At 54.4% G+C, this 16729-nt stretch carries 18 protein-coding genes; 11 read left to right on the top strand and 7 right to left on the bottom strand.

The features are described from left to right. Nucleotides 1–784: 784 nt before the first annotated feature. Nucleotides 785–1048, top strand: coding sequence for a short-chain dehydrogenase (locus tag Q8O96_RS27835; protein ID WP_305949797.1), 264 nt, complete (start codon nucleotides 785–787; stop codon nucleotides 1046–1048). Nucleotides 1049–1303: 255 nt separating this feature from the next. Here the strand turns inward: Q8O96_RS27835 and Q8O96_RS27840 are convergent, their stop codons facing one another. Together Q8O96_RS27840 and Q8O96_RS27845 are read right to left on the bottom strand one after the other, a co-directional pair. Continuing rightward, nucleotides 1304–2734 carry an IS1182 family transposase gene (locus tag Q8O96_RS27840; RefSeq protein WP_305949798.1) on the bottom strand — a complete coding sequence of 477 codons (1431 nt, stop codon included), beginning with the start codon at nucleotides 2732–2734 and terminating at the stop codon, nucleotides 1304–1306. A gap of 17 nt (nucleotides 2735–2751) precedes the next feature. Next, nucleotides 2752–3213, bottom strand: coding sequence for a GNAT family N-acetyltransferase (locus Q8O96_RS27845; RefSeq protein WP_250330869.1), 462 nt, complete (start codon nucleotides 3211–3213; stop codon nucleotides 2752–2754). 282 nt (nucleotides 3214–3495) lie between these two features. Here Q8O96_RS27845 and Q8O96_RS27850 point away from each other — a divergent pair, with 282 nt between their 5' ends. Next, nucleotides 3496–5694 carry a hypothetical protein gene (locus Q8O96_RS27850; protein WP_305949799.1) on the top strand — a complete coding sequence of 733 codons (2199 nt, stop codon included), beginning with the start codon at nucleotides 3496–3498 and terminating at the stop codon, nucleotides 5692–5694. Between the two features lie 419 nt (nucleotides 5695–6113). Here Q8O96_RS27850 and Q8O96_RS27855 read toward each other — a convergent pair whose 3' ends face one another. From Q8O96_RS27855 to Q8O96_RS27875, 5 genes are all read right to left on the bottom strand, one after another. Next, nucleotides 6114–6491 carry a hypothetical protein gene (locus Q8O96_RS27855; protein WP_060839488.1) on the bottom strand — a complete coding sequence of 126 codons (378 nt, stop codon included), beginning with the start codon at nucleotides 6489–6491 and terminating at the stop codon, nucleotides 6114–6116. Between the two features lie 24 nt (nucleotides 6492–6515). Next, on the bottom strand, nucleotides 6516–7079 hold the full coding sequence (locus tag Q8O96_RS27860) for a hypothetical protein (RefSeq protein ID WP_305949800.1): 564 nt from the start codon (nucleotides 7077–7079) through the stop codon (nucleotides 6516–6518). 495 nt (nucleotides 7080–7574) lie between these two features. Beyond that, nucleotides 7575–8876 (bottom strand): amidase, encoded by a 1302-nt coding sequence (locus Q8O96_RS27865; protein WP_305949801.1) that lies wholly within the window; start codon nucleotides 8874–8876, stop codon nucleotides 7575–7577. Nucleotides 8877–9165: 289 nt separating this feature from the next. Further along, nucleotides 9166–9762 carry a hypothetical protein gene (locus Q8O96_RS27870; protein WP_305949802.1) on the bottom strand — a complete coding sequence of 199 codons (597 nt, stop codon included), beginning with the start codon at nucleotides 9760–9762 and terminating at the stop codon, nucleotides 9166–9168. A gap of 63 nt (nucleotides 9763–9825) precedes the next feature. Next, nucleotides 9826–10263 (bottom strand): hypothetical protein, encoded by a 438-nt coding sequence (locus Q8O96_RS27875; RefSeq protein WP_221812056.1) that lies wholly within the window; start codon nucleotides 10261–10263, stop codon nucleotides 9826–9828. 117 nt (nucleotides 10264–10380) lie between these two features. On the opposite strand from Q8O96_RS27875, the gene Q8O96_RS27880 reads away from it, so the two are divergent. The 9 genes from Q8O96_RS27880 to Q8O96_RS27920 all read left to right on the top strand — a co-directional run bounded on the left by Q8O96_RS27880 (nucleotide 10381) and on the right by Q8O96_RS27920 (nucleotide 16728). Next, on the top strand, nucleotides 10381–10665 hold the full coding sequence (locus Q8O96_RS27880) for a hypothetical protein (RefSeq protein ID WP_305949803.1): 285 nt from the start codon (nucleotides 10381–10383) through the stop codon (nucleotides 10663–10665). 69 nt (nucleotides 10666–10734) lie between these two features. Next, nucleotides 10735–11121: a hypothetical protein gene (locus Q8O96_RS27885; RefSeq protein ID WP_305949804.1), complete on the top strand. Its 387-nt coding sequence runs from the start codon at nucleotides 10735–10737 to the stop codon at nucleotides 11119–11121. 3 nt (nucleotides 11122–11124) lie between these two features. Continuing rightward, complete coding sequence (locus Q8O96_RS27890) at nucleotides 11125–11613, top strand: hypothetical protein (RefSeq protein ID WP_305949805.1); 489 nt, start codon at nucleotides 11125–11127, stop codon at nucleotides 11611–11613. Nucleotides 11614–11968: 355 nt separating this feature from the next. Continuing rightward, nucleotides 11969–12715 (top strand): methyltransferase domain-containing protein, encoded by a 747-nt coding sequence (locus tag Q8O96_RS27895; protein ID WP_305949806.1) that lies wholly within the window; start codon nucleotides 11969–11971, stop codon nucleotides 12713–12715. Nucleotides 12716–12833: 118 nt separating this feature from the next. After that, the gene (locus Q8O96_RS27900; protein ID WP_242553860.1) at nucleotides 12834–13646 is read left to right on the top strand and encodes a bifunctional 2-polyprenyl-6-hydroxyphenol methylase/3-demethylubiquinol 3-O-methyltransferase UbiG; all 813 of its coding nucleotides are present in this window, start codon (nucleotides 12834–12836) and stop codon (nucleotides 13644–13646) included. 68 nt (nucleotides 13647–13714) lie between these two features. Next, nucleotides 13715–14788 (top strand): M50 family metallopeptidase, encoded by a 1074-nt coding sequence (locus Q8O96_RS27905; RefSeq protein ID WP_115582402.1) that lies wholly within the window; start codon nucleotides 13715–13717, stop codon nucleotides 14786–14788. A 10-nt stretch (nucleotides 14789–14798) separates the two neighbouring features. Then, complete coding sequence (locus tag Q8O96_RS27910; protein ID WP_162884043.1) at nucleotides 14799–14957, top strand: TglA family RiPP precursor; 159 nt, start codon at nucleotides 14799–14801, stop codon at nucleotides 14955–14957. 63 nt (nucleotides 14958–15020) lie between these two features. Continuing rightward, entirely contained in the window at nucleotides 15021–15935 is a 915-nt protein-coding gene (locus tag Q8O96_RS27915; protein ID WP_115580162.1) for a DUF692 family multinuclear iron-containing protein, read from the top strand. Beyond that, nucleotides 15925–16728 (top strand): hypothetical protein, encoded by an 804-nt coding sequence (locus tag Q8O96_RS27920; RefSeq protein ID WP_305949807.1) that lies wholly within the window; start codon nucleotides 15925–15927, stop codon nucleotides 16726–16728. Before Q8O96_RS27915 ends, Q8O96_RS27920 begins: the two co-directional genes overlap by 11 nt. The last annotated feature ends 1 nt before the right edge of the window (nucleotide 16729 follow it).

Genomic DNA, 16729 nt, shown 5'->3' on the forward strand with positions numbered 1-16729 from the left:
CCAGTGCAGCGCTGGGCTGTCGTTATTCCGCGCACGACCAGACCGCCCTCTTCGCCGGCAAGCCGGCTCCTACGAGAGGGAATTGTTGTGCTGAAGAAGGCTTAAAAATGCGCCGCCCGGACGGGCGCGCCGTTTGCCGTGGCTTTGGCTTTGGCTTTTGATCTTGATCTTCAGGCCCCTTCCCAGCCGGCCGAACGTAGGCGTTGCGTAGGGGGCAGCTCGGCAAGGATGCCGAGCTAGCCGCCACCCGGCCATGGATGGCCGGTTGGCGGCGGGCCCCCGGAGCAATGCCGGAGAGAGGGAACCCCGAGCCCCAGCGAGGGGCCCATGGAGGGGCAAGCGTTTTTGGTTCCTTTTTAGGCGTTTGTAAAAAGGGACTCGCCGTAAGGGCGAAACCGCCAGCCGCCGCACCCGCAGCAACGGATATGTACCCCACCCCCCAGAAAAACTGGCCGGCTCGCAGGCCGCCAAGTCCCGCTCCGCAATCCTACAAAACTTGCAGACGCGTCTGACTTGTCCCCCCAAGACCCAACATCCATAGTCCCCACTCGCCCTAATGGCGACCGGGTTTGGCGACCTGGCAACTCACCCACAGGCACTTCCGCTTGCAAGCTTTGCCGAGGACCCTTTATGTTCACGGCGATCTTTCATGGCGGCTGTACGCGGGAGATCCTCGGATCTGCCGATTATTGTGGGATGAGTCGGCTCGCCAACCCGCGTATAGCTGCCACCTATTCGACTGGCGACGACAGGACAGCTCCCTTACCCACAAGCGGAGGTTCCCATGACTCAGCAATACATCCCCATCACCGGCATCGACTGCCTGATTCCCTGCCTGTTTATCGACAAGACCGCCCCCTTGGACGTGCTGCACGCCAACGGCACCGCACGTTTACTGGCCGTGACTCAACTGCTGGAAAGCCTCTCCCGCGCAGAGTTCAAGAGTGCTGACGACACCGATCTGCAACATATCTCCAACGCAGCGGCGATTCTGCTGCGTGACAGCTGCGACCTGTTGGGAGTGATGGGCTGGCGCCTTCAAGACTGACGCCTGAGCGCTCCGCGCTGCTTGGTAGCGCGGAGCGTTTCAAATGGGGCCTTGGACTTTTTAGGGGGAAAAAGTCTTTTAAAAGTGGCTGCAATCGGCCCAGAGTGTGTAAAAACGCCGAATTGGGTTTTCTCTGTCGACGCTAAGAGGCCCTGCTCACGTTTCACTTACTGATCATGGCCATGACGTTTCCTGGAACAGTTAAACGGCTCAGCAACCCCTAAGTCCTTTGGAAGGGATAAAAAATACAGGTTTTTACGCCGTTAACGCGCTCATCAAGCCAGTGGTGCCGATGATTTTCATGACCCGTTTCAGATTGTAGGCGAGCACATTCAGGCTCATCTCTGCACTCACCCCGTTAAACTTTCGGGTCAGGAAGTGTGTCGCGCCCATCCATTGCTTGAGCGTCCCGAAGGGATGCTCAACTGTCCGTTTTCGGATCCGCATCATTTCCGGCGCGTTGCGCAACCGGTTCTGCATTTCCTCCAGTACTGCTTCATGCTCCCAGCGTCGAACCCGCCGCTCCGTGCTCGGTGTGCACTGCGGTTTCATTGCACAGCCCCGGCATTTCGAACTCCAATAACGGTGCAGCTTCAGGCCTTTTTCAACATTGGTGTAGCGCCAAATGAGCGCTTCTCCAGCCGGGCAAATGTATTCGTTTTTCGCTGTGTCATAGATGAAGGCATCGTTATTGAAACGCCCGTCAGCCTTGGCTCCAGAGGTCATCGGATTGGGCACATAGGCGGTGATGTTGGCCTCGTGACAAGCCAGGATTTCTTCGCTTTTGAAGTAACCTCGGTCAGCCACTACCGACAGCGTTTCTGACGCCATCGCTTCGCGGGCCTGCTTGGCCATCGAGCTGAGTTGATCACGATCGGAACCGACGTTGGTCACCTCATGCGCAACGATCAAATGGTGCTGCGTATCGACCGCTGTCTGGACGCTGTAACCGACGATACCGGTGCCGCGCGTCATCATGGAACGGGCGTCTGGATCGGTCAGTGAAACCTGTTTATCCGGCGATTCGTTGAGCTGGACTTCAATCGCTTGAAGCTCTTTCATTTGCGTTTTCAGCTTGGCGATTTTCTCTTCCAGCCGCACGGCTTTTGGCTCAGAGGATGTGGGTTCTTGCCGATCGGCAGTATCGAGCGCCGTCAGGTAACGGTTGATGCCCGATTCAACTTCTTCCATTCGCCGCTTCAGTTTGGCGCTGGTGAAGTTGCGGTCGCGGTTGTTGACCGCCTTGAACTTGCTGCCGTCGATGGCGACCAGACTCTCTCCAAATAATCCCAACTGCTGACACAGCACAACGAACTGGCGGCAGACGCCCCGGATGGCCTTACTGTTGTCTTTTCGGAAGTTGGCAATGGTCTTGAAATCGGGCATCAAGCGACCAGTCAGCCACATCAACTCGACATTGCGCTGGGCTTCTCGCTCAAGACGCCGGCTCGACTGAATGCGGTTGAGATAGCCGTAGATGTAAATTTTCAGCAGGATCGCAGGGTGGTAAGCAGGCCGGCCTGTGTCAGCTGGAATAACACCGTCAAAACCCAAGGTAACCAGGTCGAGTTCGTCGACGAAGACATCGACTACACGCACCGGATTGGTATCGCTGACATAGTCGTCGAGGCTTTCGGGAAGCAAGGTGCTCTGGCCGCGATGTTCACCTTGGATGAAGCGCTTCATAAGTGATTTCGCCCTGATTACGTGACATCTACTAATGACTTCACATGAGTAGCAAAATCATCTTGTATCTGTTGGAACCCGCAGCGAATGTAAAATGCGGCTCCCTCTGGTGTATCCGTGGATAGGCGCACGACAATGAATCGCTGAGCCGCATATTCCAGAAGCTGCTGCACCAGAGCTTTACCCACATTCTGGCCCCTTGATGCACGCGCGACGTAAACCCTCCGTAGTCTCCCGATGTCCGGCCCAGCATATGGATCATATGAAAGACCACCGATGGCGATCAGTTGCCCGTTGCGGAAGGCTCCAAAAAGACATTCACCTGGTTGATCGAATCGATTAGACCCGTTTTTCCAATCTGCAACCAAGCGCGTGAGAAACCTAAAACCATCTGTAACTGCCTCCGCTTCTAGTACTAGGATTTCCGGAGGAAGCGCTGAAATCTGACGTATCGCCAGCTCGCCCGTTGATGTAACCACTAGATATCCCCCCGTGTTTGCTTTGGCACCCTGCCTGACTCATCTGCGCGGACAACACTGCGATCTTCAAGATTAACTCTCGGAAGCGTTTTTACACACTCTGGGCCAAAAGCGGACGTTGGCAAGCGACCGCTACTGGCTTGCGGACTACGAAAGTACGTGTCGATTTAGCTTGCGCTTCTCGATCGGTTGGTCTTGGGACTAACCTGCTTAGCTTTTTCGGCTAACTTTAGGCATCATTCCCGATAAATATAAATCTGCCTCACAAAAAGGAGTTTGATGATGCACCGTAATCGACTCAACTTCGCTTTAAAAGAAACCAAACCTTCGGACTGGGCGAGGTTTGAGCAATTTGCCTCAGCATTTTTAAGCTCTGAGTATCCAGCAATACGGACAATGGCTCACCCCTCAGGCGACGAAGGAAGGGACGCGGAACTTTTTTCTCCGGAGGGAGAAACCACAGTAATGCTTCAGTATTCAGTTGCAATGGCTTGGGACCAAAAGATTAAAGGTACAGCAAAAAAGATCAAAAAAAATTTTCCGCACGTTACTGATCTTATTTATGTAACAAATCAGGAGATAGGCGCCAAGGGAGATGAAGTAAAAAAAACACTTAGAAAAGATTATAAATTAAGACTAGATATTTTCGATAAAAACTATTTTCTAGATCGTTACGAAGGGGACGATCACAGAGAGACGGTGGCTGCGTCTTTCGCAAGAGATATAGCTGATCCAATACTTGAGAGGGACCAAGTTCTTGAGAGAAGGCCACAAAAGCTAAGCCCCAACGAAAGTCGTGCGGCACTGGTTTTTCTTGAAATGCAATGGGAGGATGACACTAGAGAAAAGGGGCTGACTAAGCTGGCGTTTGATGGTTTGGTTAAAATGGCTTTGCGTAATACCTCATCAAACGAGCTCATGCCAAGAGAAGAGATTCACAAATCCATCATTGAGACTCTTGCCAACCAGGATCAAAAAACAGTCATTGATGAAACTAACAAGTCTCTAAATAGGCTAACTAAAAAAATAATAAATCATCACACTATAAATGGGGCAGATTCTTTTTGCTTGAAATACGAGGAATATGAGCGGTTACGTGAAAAGCTAGCAGAAAACGCTATTCAGAATCGAAAGCTTAAAGAAGAAATTAAAAAGATATTGCGCACAATTTTTCCGGCATCCATGATCCCATCTGAAGACGTCGAGTTAGCACTTTGCGATATATGCATGTTAAGTATAGAAAAGTTCCTATTAAATCGGGGAGAATCTTTTGTCCACGCCATTAATAACGGGCAGATGGATAAAATTGGTTTCGAAGGACTTGTCGAAATCACTAAAGTTATGCTCAACGATTACGATAAAACCCCCAGAACTGACGCGCTGCTAAATTTGCTCGCTGCTGCCGTTGAGAGGGTCTTGTCAAGCCCATCAGACTCCATTAACCATCACATTAAAGGGCTCGCGGACTCCTATACCATGCTGGCGTTTCTCCGCGAAACTCCAGATGTTCAAGCAGCTGTGAAAAAAATATTTAGCGAGGGTGAGATTTGGCTAGACACCTCTGCAATACTTCCATTATTCGCCGAAGAGTTGTTGGATGAGGAAGATTGGCAATTCAAGAAATTGATAAAGGCGGCTCATTCTGCCGGCTTAAAACTAAAAGTTACTTCTGGGGTCATTGAAGAAGTAGAGCGCCACATGAATCGTAGCATCGCTTGCTCTCTTAACATCGGTACAAACAATTGGAACGGCTCCTACCCATATCTTTTTTCATTCTATATTGCTAGTGGCGCGGCGCCGTCAGCATTCAACTCTTGGGTTTCAAAATTTAGAGGGACGGCGCGCCCTGAAGATGACGTGGCTGACTATATAAATGAATTCTTCCAGATTTCAATGGATAATATATCTGAAGAAGTTGAAAGCGTGGACGCAGCGTATCGAATCGCCGTCAAGGAAGAATGGATAAGAATTCATGAGGGACGGCGTACTAATTCAAACTCTGACAACATGCTAGCTCTGCGACTTGCGGAGCATGACACCGAAAATTTTGTTGGCGTGATCTCCAGGAGACGCCAGAAAAGCGATATTGCATTTGGATACACCAGTTGGTGGCTAACCTTGGATCAAATGGCATTCAGCATCAGTAGTAAGGTCAACACAACTTACGGAGGAAGGCCTCAGCCTTCTCCGGTGATGAGTGCAGATTTCTTATCAAATTATCTGTCTTTCGGTCCTACCAGAAATCGCGTATCTAAAGACTCGAATGCAGGCCTTCCAATAGCCTTAGATCCGGCGCTTGTCAGCTATATATCACCCGAGCTAGTGCAAATAGCCGATTCTGTCAGAGCGAGCTCTGCTGGCTTAGATGAGTATATAATTAGAAGGCGAGTACGTGATGCTTTGGATTCAGCTCGTCGACGTATTGGTAAAATCACTCAAAACGGGTTGAGCCTTGGCCTTGCTGTGGGAGATGCAAGCTAACTTTACGTAACATTCGGCGGCTCGCGTAGCTCTTCGAAGCCATTTTAGGCAGAAACACGAGCCGCACCTTGTAAAGTAGAGATCTCCAAGCCGCCCGTCCCACGCGTTAGCGATCGCTTGCGAACGTCCGCTTCTGGCCGGTTCCTGCCCCTCGTGAAGGGCCGCTTTGTGAGGCTCTGTACTAAAGCCCAGAACTCCAATCATGGCCCCTCGTTAGCTCAGTTTTTGTAGAGTCCCTACTCCTCTACGAGAAGGAATTCTGCAATTGCAAAGCGTTACGAGTTCTCGGATGAGACCTGGTACAGGGTTGCCGATCTCCTGACCCCCAAAGTGGGCCATGCACGCGCCCGTAGCGCAGGTCGACGACCACTGTCCTGATGTGCATGTTCGTGGAATCTGCCCTCGCCAGTGGCCCATTCCTACCCTGCCGGCGTCATCTGGACCGCTACACAACGCCCTTTAGTTCGCACCTTCTCCACCAGTCGCGCTCTGTTGACGAACACATTGATTTCGCAACTGCCTGAGTGCTGCACGTCTTCCCAGTATTCTGCATGCACAAGTTGCCCGTTCTGCGGCCCCGTGTAAGTACCCGCGGCTTCACGTGAAACATAGCTACTGTCACGTACATATCTGAGCACGACCATATCTTCCTTCGGCGCCACCATGATCTGCCTTGGCACGCCGAAGAAGTCGATCAGTTCGCCCACCGGGCGATCTTTCCAGGCACTGCTGGCCGACAATGATGCGCAGCCACTGAGCAAGGTGGCGAGCAGGGCCAACATAAACAATCGGTTCATAAGGTCTTCTCCCTGAAGGCCAGGTTACTTGGCAGACATCTGCGCGAACCCTTCATCTATCTTCTGCATGATGGCCGCCTTGGCTGCCTCGCGGTTCAATATCTCGAAGAACTGCGGCCCTGCCTTGCTCATTTGCGACGCGGGCATCACACCCAAGTGCTCCATCTTTTTGGCCTGGCGTTCAGTCGGCTTACAGACAAAGTCACGGCTTTGTGCCAGCCAGGCGTCAGGTTTGCTCTGCCATTGGCTGGAGTACTTCGCATTGCGAAAATCATTGAACACGCTGTGGAAATCCGCCGCACCCATGATGCGCACGCGGTTCTTTGCACAATCGATTTCGACATCGTAAGAGGTGAAGTTGGGTTTACCGGGCTCTTCGTAAAGTTGATAGACACCCAATGATTTCGCGCCACCTGGACGATTGATGATGTGAGTGGGGTCGCCGTCGGCGATGAACACCTGATTCTTGCCCAAGGCCCCCTGGTGGTGAACGACCCAGTAGTCGCCCTTCAGCACTTCGCTCGCTTGGGCAGCGAGGGCACTACACAGTAATGCGGCAGGCAAGAAATGCCTTGTAAAAGCGATCATAGGGGCGGTCCTTTGCCGTTATTTTTGAAGGCAATAGCTTGGCACCCTGAACATGTAGCAAAGGGCTATCTAGCACATCCGTCCTATGCCTTTGACGAAAACAGCGGTCGCAAGCCCCCCATGGAGCAAGCCAGCGGAACCCTCGCTGCGCCGCCAGGTGGGCCATGGCGTTGGCCCTGGTGGCCGAGGAACGTCCGCAAGTGGCCGATAGCTGTCCTCAACCAAAGTTCGCTTTGGGTTGAGGATTCAACCGGTCGACCCTGCGGATCATCATCTGGTGATTGAATTCACCTCGGGCCTGATCCTGCGTTTGCGGGCGCAAGAGGCGCAGTGCGCCTTATTTTTCTAGCTGATGGGCTGCTTTTGTGGAGCGATAGCAGCCAACCAAATGGATCTTTTTCAGGTGCTTTTGGCCGTGATATGAAGCGGCTCATGTATTAAAAATAAACCTGCGTGCATTTTCGGCTCAGGTTTTTGCCAATGACCGGTGGCGATTCAAAGCGTGAATGGGAGCGCTTTCTCAACTGCTACTGCTGCAGCCAAAGCAACATGCTCGTGCCAAGGTCGCGCGACGATCTGCACCCCCACCGGCAAACCCGTATCGCTAGTACCGGCACGAATTACCACGCTGGGCCAACCTGCCAAACTGTAGGGCAACGTGTGACTGAACAGGGTAGGCCGTGCCTCTCCCACGCACGGCGCCGGTGCGGCGTCGACAGGACAGAGAATGATGTCGTAGCCCTCCATGAACCCCAGCATTGCACTGCGAAATTGATCCCAGTCTGCCAACAACTGTACTAACTCCGCCCCGGAGCCTTTGCTCATGGCCCAATAGCGTTCGGTAATGGCTCTGGAATTGGCCAATGCCTCAGGGAACGCCGAAGAGAGCACGGCACCTGCCTCCCTCAATATCTCGGCCACCGACTGCAGAGTCGTCTGCGTGATGTCGTCAACAGGTGCAATGCCGCCCTCGCCGTACCAAGCCACTCGCAATCCGCGTAGTTCGACAGTACTCATGGCGCAGAGCGGCATCGGTATCACGCCGGCGTCCCGAGCGTCCTCACCGGCGATCAATTGCAGCACCAAAGCCAGATCCTCGACATGTCGGGCCATTGGGCCAATCTGGCTGCGGTAGTCGCTGAGCCCGCCAAGATGATCGAATACACCGGTGTTGGGTACACGGCCACTGGTGGGTTTCAACGTACTGATACCGCAAAAATGCGCAGGCACACGCAAGCTACCGCCGGAATCACTGCCTAATCCCAATGGTGAAAGGCCGGCGGCGATCGCAGCAGCTTCGCCACCGCTGCTGCCTCCTGGGCTGTGGGATAGAGAATGCGGATTACGCGTAGCACCATATACGGGGTTATCAGTGACGCCCCCGTCGCCCCCGGGTGGGCAATTGCTTTTGCCAAGCAAGATCGCGCCGGCAGCTTTCATTCGCCTAACCACTACAGCGTCCTGCTCGGGTACGTATCGAGCCCGATCGACCAAGCCGACTGCTGACACCACACCGCGAGTATCCATAACGTCTTTAACGGTGAAGGGGACGCCATGCAGCGCTCCCCAATACTCACCTTGGGCAACTGCACGATCGGCCTCCCAGGCGCGTGCCAACGCAGCCTCGCCACATACCTGCACCAAGGCGTTGAGTGATGGGTTAAGCGCTTCGATACGTGCCAGGTAGGTGGACACAATGGATGTGGAGGAGAGCTCGCGCCGTTGAATCAATCTGGCAAGTTCAGAAGCTGAATGACGTAGTAATGAATACGGTAAAGGCAATTGTGTTTGCTCCAATACATTTACATGCCTATAGCATCATGGCAGCGCGTAATTTCAGGCGAGGGGGGGCAAAGTCCGCCAATGACCGCTCCTGGCCGAAAGCGATTAGCCCCCAAACGACAAAGCACCGACACAGCTGAATCCAGACGGGTAACTGCCAGAGCCACAGACACTTAGGTAAGGCTCCGACCAGGGATAGAGTATTGGCTCTCTCCGTCTATCTAGAAGCCTCTCAACTGGCATTAAACGCCCTTTCAGCGAAGATCGCTGGCCTGGCCTCCGCTTTCGATAGCGCCCTATCGCCCTACCCCAACTGCAAAAAGAACCGACCAATCCCCGCGCCTGTCCTCTCTGAAAAGTCCTCATCCAGAAACAGATACCCCATGCCATCCGAAAGCACGCCTTTATGCTCAGGCAGCGCTCTATCCAGATCGCCCCCATAAATGGATACCCTTCTACGCCCTGCTCCCGCTGAAACAGGCGACTGCAGCCAAGCGTCCACGCCATCCAACTTCGAGGCCAGGTTTTCATCATCGTCCACGTCGGCGTTCACCCCCAGCCGCACCGTCCCGCGATCTGAAATCGGCTGAGCCGCCTCATTCCGCTCGGAACCGGCTCGAACATAGCCCATGACAATTGCTTGCGAACGACCGTCAATGGCGCGCAGCTTTCGATAGTGAGCCACTTCACCCAGCTGATAAGGCATAAAAACCGAAACCCAATACTCCCCATCAATCAAGGCCTCTGAAAACCAACTTCCAGGAAAGGCCATGAGGTGTGTCAGCGGCACGCCATCAGGCGAACAGGGCCAAGCCAGATCAGTGGGCAGGCAGGCCCCACCACCGACATAGGCATCATCTTTTGCAGGCGTTTCAGCGGTAAATATCAGCTCGTCAAACATCCGTTTCTTTCCACTCAGTCACAGCTTGCCGCATTCGTTAACAGCTTCAGGCCAACACTTGGGTCAAGACTTCACGCCATGCACCGCACGTCCACAATCCACCATCAGTTCCTCCAGAAAGGGGCGCAACTGCGCCTCTTCCATCACACCCAACAACTGCCCAGCAGCCTCCCGCAACAACTGCCACTGCCCATGCTCGAAGATCCCCCGATTGCCACAATGAAAGGCCGCCTCGGACAACCCGTTGCATTGCTCCCAGAGGTTTTGCACTCCAGCCCGAACCTCATCCGGCAAAGCGCTCGCGCACGTTGCAAGCAGCGCCTCCAATGGCAACATCGCCATGGACCAGGCTTCACAGGCGGCGCAATCGGGAATGCTGGCCTGCTGAGCGCCGGAATCCAATACCAGGAATCCGAGGGCATCAATCGCCTCGCCCACCGCCAGCACCCGCTTGTACTCATCCTGCCCGTACCATTCCCAGACAGTGGTGGAGAACCCCATTTCCAAGCTCCAAATCCAGATAGTTCAAACCTGAGTAGCGCATTAAGCAGTTGGAAGCGCCGCCACTAAAAGATAGAGTCGGATCACATGAAAGAATGACCAGATCAGGCGCACCCGATGCAATTTCTTTTTGAAGTTGAAGACGTCTTCAGCATAACGGGCCAAGGTTGCGTGCTCGCTCCTGGTGTCCCCCAGGCCTTTATGCGCGAACTCAAAAACGGGGCCCCGTTGCTCATCTGCACACCACAAGGCGAGCACATTTATACACACATTGATTTTTTTGTTTCAGTCAAGAAAAAACAGCCCTTGAGTCATACCCCGTTCTCGCTACCAAGCATGATCAAGAAGGAATCCATACCCGCAGGCTCCAAGGTCTACCTTCAGGATGATGAAAGAAAATAGAGACGCTTGTTACCGCATCACATCGGACACAGTACAGTCCCTTCCCGGCTTCTCTGACGATTGCAAATCATGGATGACACTCACTTCACTCCCGAACAACTGGCCAATAGAACCGGCACAGCCGACGTGGACCATCAGGCGCGAAAATGGCTGGTGAGCCTGCCCATCCCCGAGCGGGTCGACTTCCTCAAGCGTCTGTGGACCCTTGATTTTCGATTCTCACTGATACTGCTCCAGGCGGCGCAATTACCCAGGCAGGAAAACCAGCAACTGTTCAGGCACTGGCTGCACACCGGGCACCACAATGCGGCGCAGGAACTGATCCATCGCCTGCAACCGCTGCTGGGGGAAACAACCTTCTGGCGCATTGCCTCACAGGAAACGCTCACCGCGCCGATGTGGGACTTTCTGAACTATCACGGCCGCGGGCGCTTGCAGCGACCGAAAGGAGGTTAGCTCTTGAACCTGCGAAAACAAACTGACGCCCTGCCCCTGCCAACTCAGACGCCAATCCCCATGAAGTTCACCTCAGCCGACCAACTCATCGACCCAAAAACCATCGGCTATCGCAGCCTGGGCTTCGGCGAGGCACTGACGATCCCAGCAACGCCCTATGAACTGCGCATCCACCACTGCGATCTGCCGCAATGCTTTCTTGACTGCGCCGACACCTTTGCCGCCGAATGCAAAACCGACGATATCGACCAGGGTTTTGTCGACATTCCGCAGCTGGCACAGCTGGGCTACCCAAGCTTCAGGGCGCTCTTGCAAGACCATCCCGATCTGGCGGCGCGCCTGGTTCAGGACTACCTGTATTTCGAGTTGTTGTTTTCGCTGTTCCCGCATTCAAGCGGCCTTAATGTCGTGATCAACAGCATCACCCGCGTCAGCTCAAAAGAAGGCGTCCTGCTGCTGACTGGCGAGACCTACGCTGCCAAACAGTCATGAAGAAGCCCTGGCCTCAAGATCGATACCGGGAATCAGGCCGATGATGTCAAACAACGAATCACTGTCGAGCGCGGTCCGAGCCCTCTGCCTCGCGGCTTGATGCGCCTTCAAGGCGATGCAAGATCCACCGCCTCGAACAGGGCAACCTCAAGTACCGAGAACATCAACAATCGGTGTGTACTGCGGACTATTCTCAACAGCGATTTCTCGCACCTTTTTGGTGCAATCGCACCTTTATTGTTCGCAAAAAAAAATGATGACACGTTAACTAAGACTGGATACTCTCCTGTCCGAGAGAAAGGATTCTCGTTGTACTAGTACACCCCCATTGGTATCGGACAAGGATGTGACATACATGTCTTCCCTAATTACCTCGCCTGCCACTCTCTACGAAACCGTCGGTGACGGCGTAGAGTCGAGTAATGCCTCATGGAGTTTCGGAGGCAGTACTCCGCAACACTTTGACTCCCATGTTTCGAAGTCCGTACCTAAATATAAGGACGGGCATAACATCGTGCTGTCGCTCAGCGACTTTTTTGTAAAGAGCGATAGCACCTGCTACGAACTGGGTAGTTCCACCGGCACCCTCACTCGACAACTTGCACAGCGCCACTGCGCCTCGGTGAAGTGGGTGGGCATTGATGTGGAAGAGGCCATGACGCGCAAGGCGAATGAGCTCTTGAGCGCGTCGCCGCAGCACAACGTCAGCTTCGTTACCGACGATATCCTGACCTTTCCCTATGAAAAAAGTGATCTGATAGTTGCTTATTACACTATTCAGTTCGTGCACCCGCGCATTCGCCAAGCCTTGTTCGATCGTATCTACGAAACCTTGAACTGGGGCGGTGCTTTTATCATGTTTGAAAAAGTACGCGGCCCAGACGCACGCTTTCAAGACATCCTCAGCAGCCTGTATGTAGATTACAAGCGCGACCAAGGTTATAACGCCGATGAAATCCTGGCGAAGACCAGAAGTTTGAAAGGTGTCCTTGAGCCTTTTTCCACGACCGGCAATATCGACATGTTATCCCGCGCCGGCTTCAAGGATATAACCAGTATTTTCAAATATATTTGCTTTGAAGGCTTCTTCTGCATTAAGTGAATGGAGCTTCATTGTGAGTACAACTATAGAACAACAGTATTTGCAACTATTGCAAATGCCTGAAACCTTTCGTGCGCAGAAAATGGATTGTGAACTTTGCAATTCCAAAGATCATCGGGTGTTGCTGGAAAGTGTCCAGGGCCCCGGTGACCAGGCGGTGGCATTGCCAGTGCTCGGCTGCCAGGATTGTGGGCATATTTTCCAGCAATACCGCTTCGACGAAGCCTTCTACAGCGCTTACTACGACAAGTTCTACCGCCTGAGTTTGTTCGGCAATACGGAGCCGGAGCGCGCCTTCTTTCTGGACCAGGTACGCCGCGGCGAACACCTGTATCAGCACCTGCAAGATGTGCTTCCCGCCAAAGGCAAAATGCTTGACGTCGGTTGCTCCGCCGGCGGCCTGATGATTCCTTTTGCCAAGCGCGGCTGGACAGTCAGAGGCAATGACCCTGACCGGGCCTACGTCGAATACGGCAAGAATATCGGCCTGGACATCGACCTGGTGGGCGCCGAACACATGAGCCCCACGGGTGATTACAACCTGATCATCATCAACGGTTCGCTGGAGCATGTGCATGACGTCAACCAGGTCATGCAACTTTGCCGGCAGGCCAGTGCCGAGGACGGATTGCTGCTGATTGAAGGTCGCGCGTTGGGTTATGGCATCAAACAAGGGTTTCTAACCCATAACCATCGCCGCTACTTGAGTGCCAGCAGTATCGAGCACCTGATGTACCGGCATGGTTGGGAGCCGATCCAGACCACCCATGAGCCCGTGTGCGGGCCGACCCGACCGGGGGCGGTGTTCGTGCTGGGGCGAGCCTGTGCCCAGCCTGCCACCGAGCACCTCGAAAGCATCAAGGCTCAGGGCCGCAAGGCACTGCAGGAGTCCTACATGCCAAGCCTGCACTCGATGCGACCCCGCACATGAGTGCCTCGGCCTATGCCCTCGAAAAGTCGAGTGCCCGCGTCCATTCCTGCTTCAGGGATGATCTGGTCGTGACACCACCGCCAGCAGACGCGGTCACCCGACGCTACAACCTCTACGACCCCCGTAGTGATATCGGTTTTGAACTGGGCCAGGCCGAGTACTCACTTGCCTTGCTCTTCGATGGCCAGCGAAACCTGCAAGAGATTGTCGACGCCGCCCTGGCGCAGCATCGAATCAAGGTCAGCCCCGAGAAGCTTGCGCAGTTCGAGCGCAAACTGCTCAACCTGAAACTGCTGAGCAGCGAGCAAACGGATCACAAAAAGGACCTGCGCGATCCCGCCACGGGCATAACCTATGGTCCGCTGAAAGAGCATTTGCTGATTAACCTGGTTAAAACCAACCCGCAGCCATTGCTTGATCGTCTTTACCGGTTGGCGCCCTGGTGCTGCCGCGCGGCATTCATTTTGCCGCTGCTGGCCTTGTCCCTGTTGAGCTTCGTGTACCTGGGCGCGCACTTGGACAGCTTCATGGCCGATGCCAGCGCCACCTATATCCAGAGTTACCGCTGGCTGCTCTGGCACTTCCCGGTGATCCTGACCTCCATCGCCCTTCACGAACTGGGGCATGCGATGGCCTGTCGTCACTATGGGGTCAAGGTCAACGATTTCGGGATCGGCATCTACTTGTTGCTCGCCACCGGTTGGGTACGTCCGGTGCAGACACAATGGTCGCAGCTACCGCTGAACCAACGGGTGATCACCATTCTGGCAGGCCCCTTGGTCAGCCTTCTGTATGCGGGAGTGGGCATTGCCCTGTGGGCGATGTTCCGTGACACCCAAGGGGTTTTGCCCGCCCTTTTCGTGGTGATGATCGTGGCTTCGTGCATTTCCCTCATCCCCACCCTGCTGCCCATCTTCAATGGCGACACCTACCTGGCGATTACCGAAGTGCTGGGGCAACCGCGCCTGCGCCAGCGTGCTTTCAACTATGTGAAGCGCCATTGGCGCAGCGCGCCGCAGGAAACCCTTTCCCCTGCATTGCGCAGGCTCTACTGGGGCACATTCCTGTTGACCTGCCTGGGCTGGGTCATCGCCTGGAGCTTCATCGCAGCCACCCTGATTCGCCTTTTCAACCACCCATAAGGACAGTGTCATGACTCAACCTACAGTGACTCCGGCTATTGCCGCCATGGATGAAGCCACCACCACAACCGCCCCGGCCGACGTCGCGCCGCAAGCCCTTACCGATGCACCGTTCGAGGAGTTCGACCTCGACGATATCGAAATCATCGAAAGCAAAGTGTTCGCCTGATCGCTCCGAGCTTCCTCGGCTTGACGTCGAGGAAGCCTTCCCTTCCTCAAACTGGGCAACCACATGGCTCACTTCGTTAAGCCCGAACCGATTGGTGTGGGTATCCAGTACAACCCCGAGATCCTCGACTGGTTTCCATTTGAGGACATCGAAGTCGATGTGCTGGAAATACTGCTCGACAACATCATGGCCCCTATGGACGGCCCGCAGATCATCAAGCCCGCGGCCCAGGCGATGATCAATCGGCTGTCTGAGAAATTCACCTTGCTGGCGCATTCCAACTACGGTTGCGACTTTGGTTTCAGCCCTCTTGAAGAAACCGCCGCTGTGCAACGCCATGTGCCCCTGGCCAAGATGCTCAACAGCCCATGGGTCGCCAACCATTGTTTTTATGGCGACAACTCCTGGCTGGATATCTGGAGCAGCCCGCTGCAGTTTTCCAATGCAGAGGTTCTGCGCTGCGCCGAACGCGCGAAGGCTTTGCAGGCACATTATGGGATGCCACTGGCCCATGAAAACGCCGCCTATTACTTGCAATGCCCGGGTGCAGAAATGCGCGAAGCCGAGTTCCTGGCCCGTCTCGTGCAGCAGTCCGGCACCTTCTTGCATCTGGACTTGCACAACATCTACACCAACCACTTGAACCTGAAAGACTTCGACTTGCGCGACTACCTCGACACCTTGCCGTTGGACAAGGTGATCTCTGTGCATCTGGCAGGTGGCAGCTGGCATGAGGGGCTCTACCACGACTGGCATGACTCGTGTGTGCCCGAACCTGTTTGGGATCTGTACCAGGAACTCATGTCCCGCTGCCAACCCTCAGCGATCATCCTCGAATACCAGGGGCAGGCTCACCACGCACTGACACGGGTGATGGACGCCAACGACGAACACATGATCGTCACCGATGTGCGGCGCGCACAGAACATCTGGAATCACTACACAAAAGCGGCACAGGAGCTGACGCATGGATGCTGAGCAGGTCTGGAAGCTGTGGCGACGCCTGCTACGCGATGAAACACTGCAGCAGCAGTTGTTCGAAGCTCAAGGCGCGACTCAATGGCTGGAACACTTTCCTGATAACGAGCGGGTGATTCTGCAGGCCTATGGCAGTCAGTTTGAACGAGTGAAATGGTTCGTCGAAAACTATCAGTTCCGCTTGGTCAATTCCTTTATCAATGCGCTGGAAACCGGCGCGCCATTGACGCTGCGCGCGCTGCTCAATATCGGCCTGGACCTGCCGGCACTGTCCAAGGCATTCCTGCGCCAACAAGAGTGGTTCGACTACGGGCCAAGAGTGTATGGCTATTGCGACGCGGCATTGGGCTTTCTGCTCGTGCGCCAGGAACTTGCCGACTACCCGCAGATTCGCGACCTGATGGGTCTTGAGCGCGAATCTGTGCGCCTCTACATCGGGCTGGTGGAAACCAATGCCGCAGTGCCGGGCACTTATCAACGCACCGACGGTGCACGCGTTTACCAGAGCCGCTATGCGCTGTCGCACTGGTTGCGTGATAAAAGCCTGCTCGGGCGTAGCAGACCGGAGGAAGCCTGCGAGCACATCTTGGTGTATTTGCCCACCCCTGAGGCACGCCACAAATTCACCCTGATCAGCCCGCGCGCTGCGTACCTCTATCACTGCCTGGAGCAACCACAGTCACTCGTCAGCTTGATGCAGATACTGGGTTCCAGCGCCGCACAACCCAGCGGTGAAGACTTGGCACTGCTCGATAAGCTGCATCGACTCAACGCCATCAGGATGCCGGCCTAGA

Origin of the sequence: Pseudomonas sp. LPH60, assembly GCF_030718165.1 — a bacterium.
In the GTDB taxonomy this organism is placed as follows: Bacteria; Pseudomonadota; Gammaproteobacteria; order Pseudomonadales; family Pseudomonadaceae; genus Aquipseudomonas; species Aquipseudomonas danubii.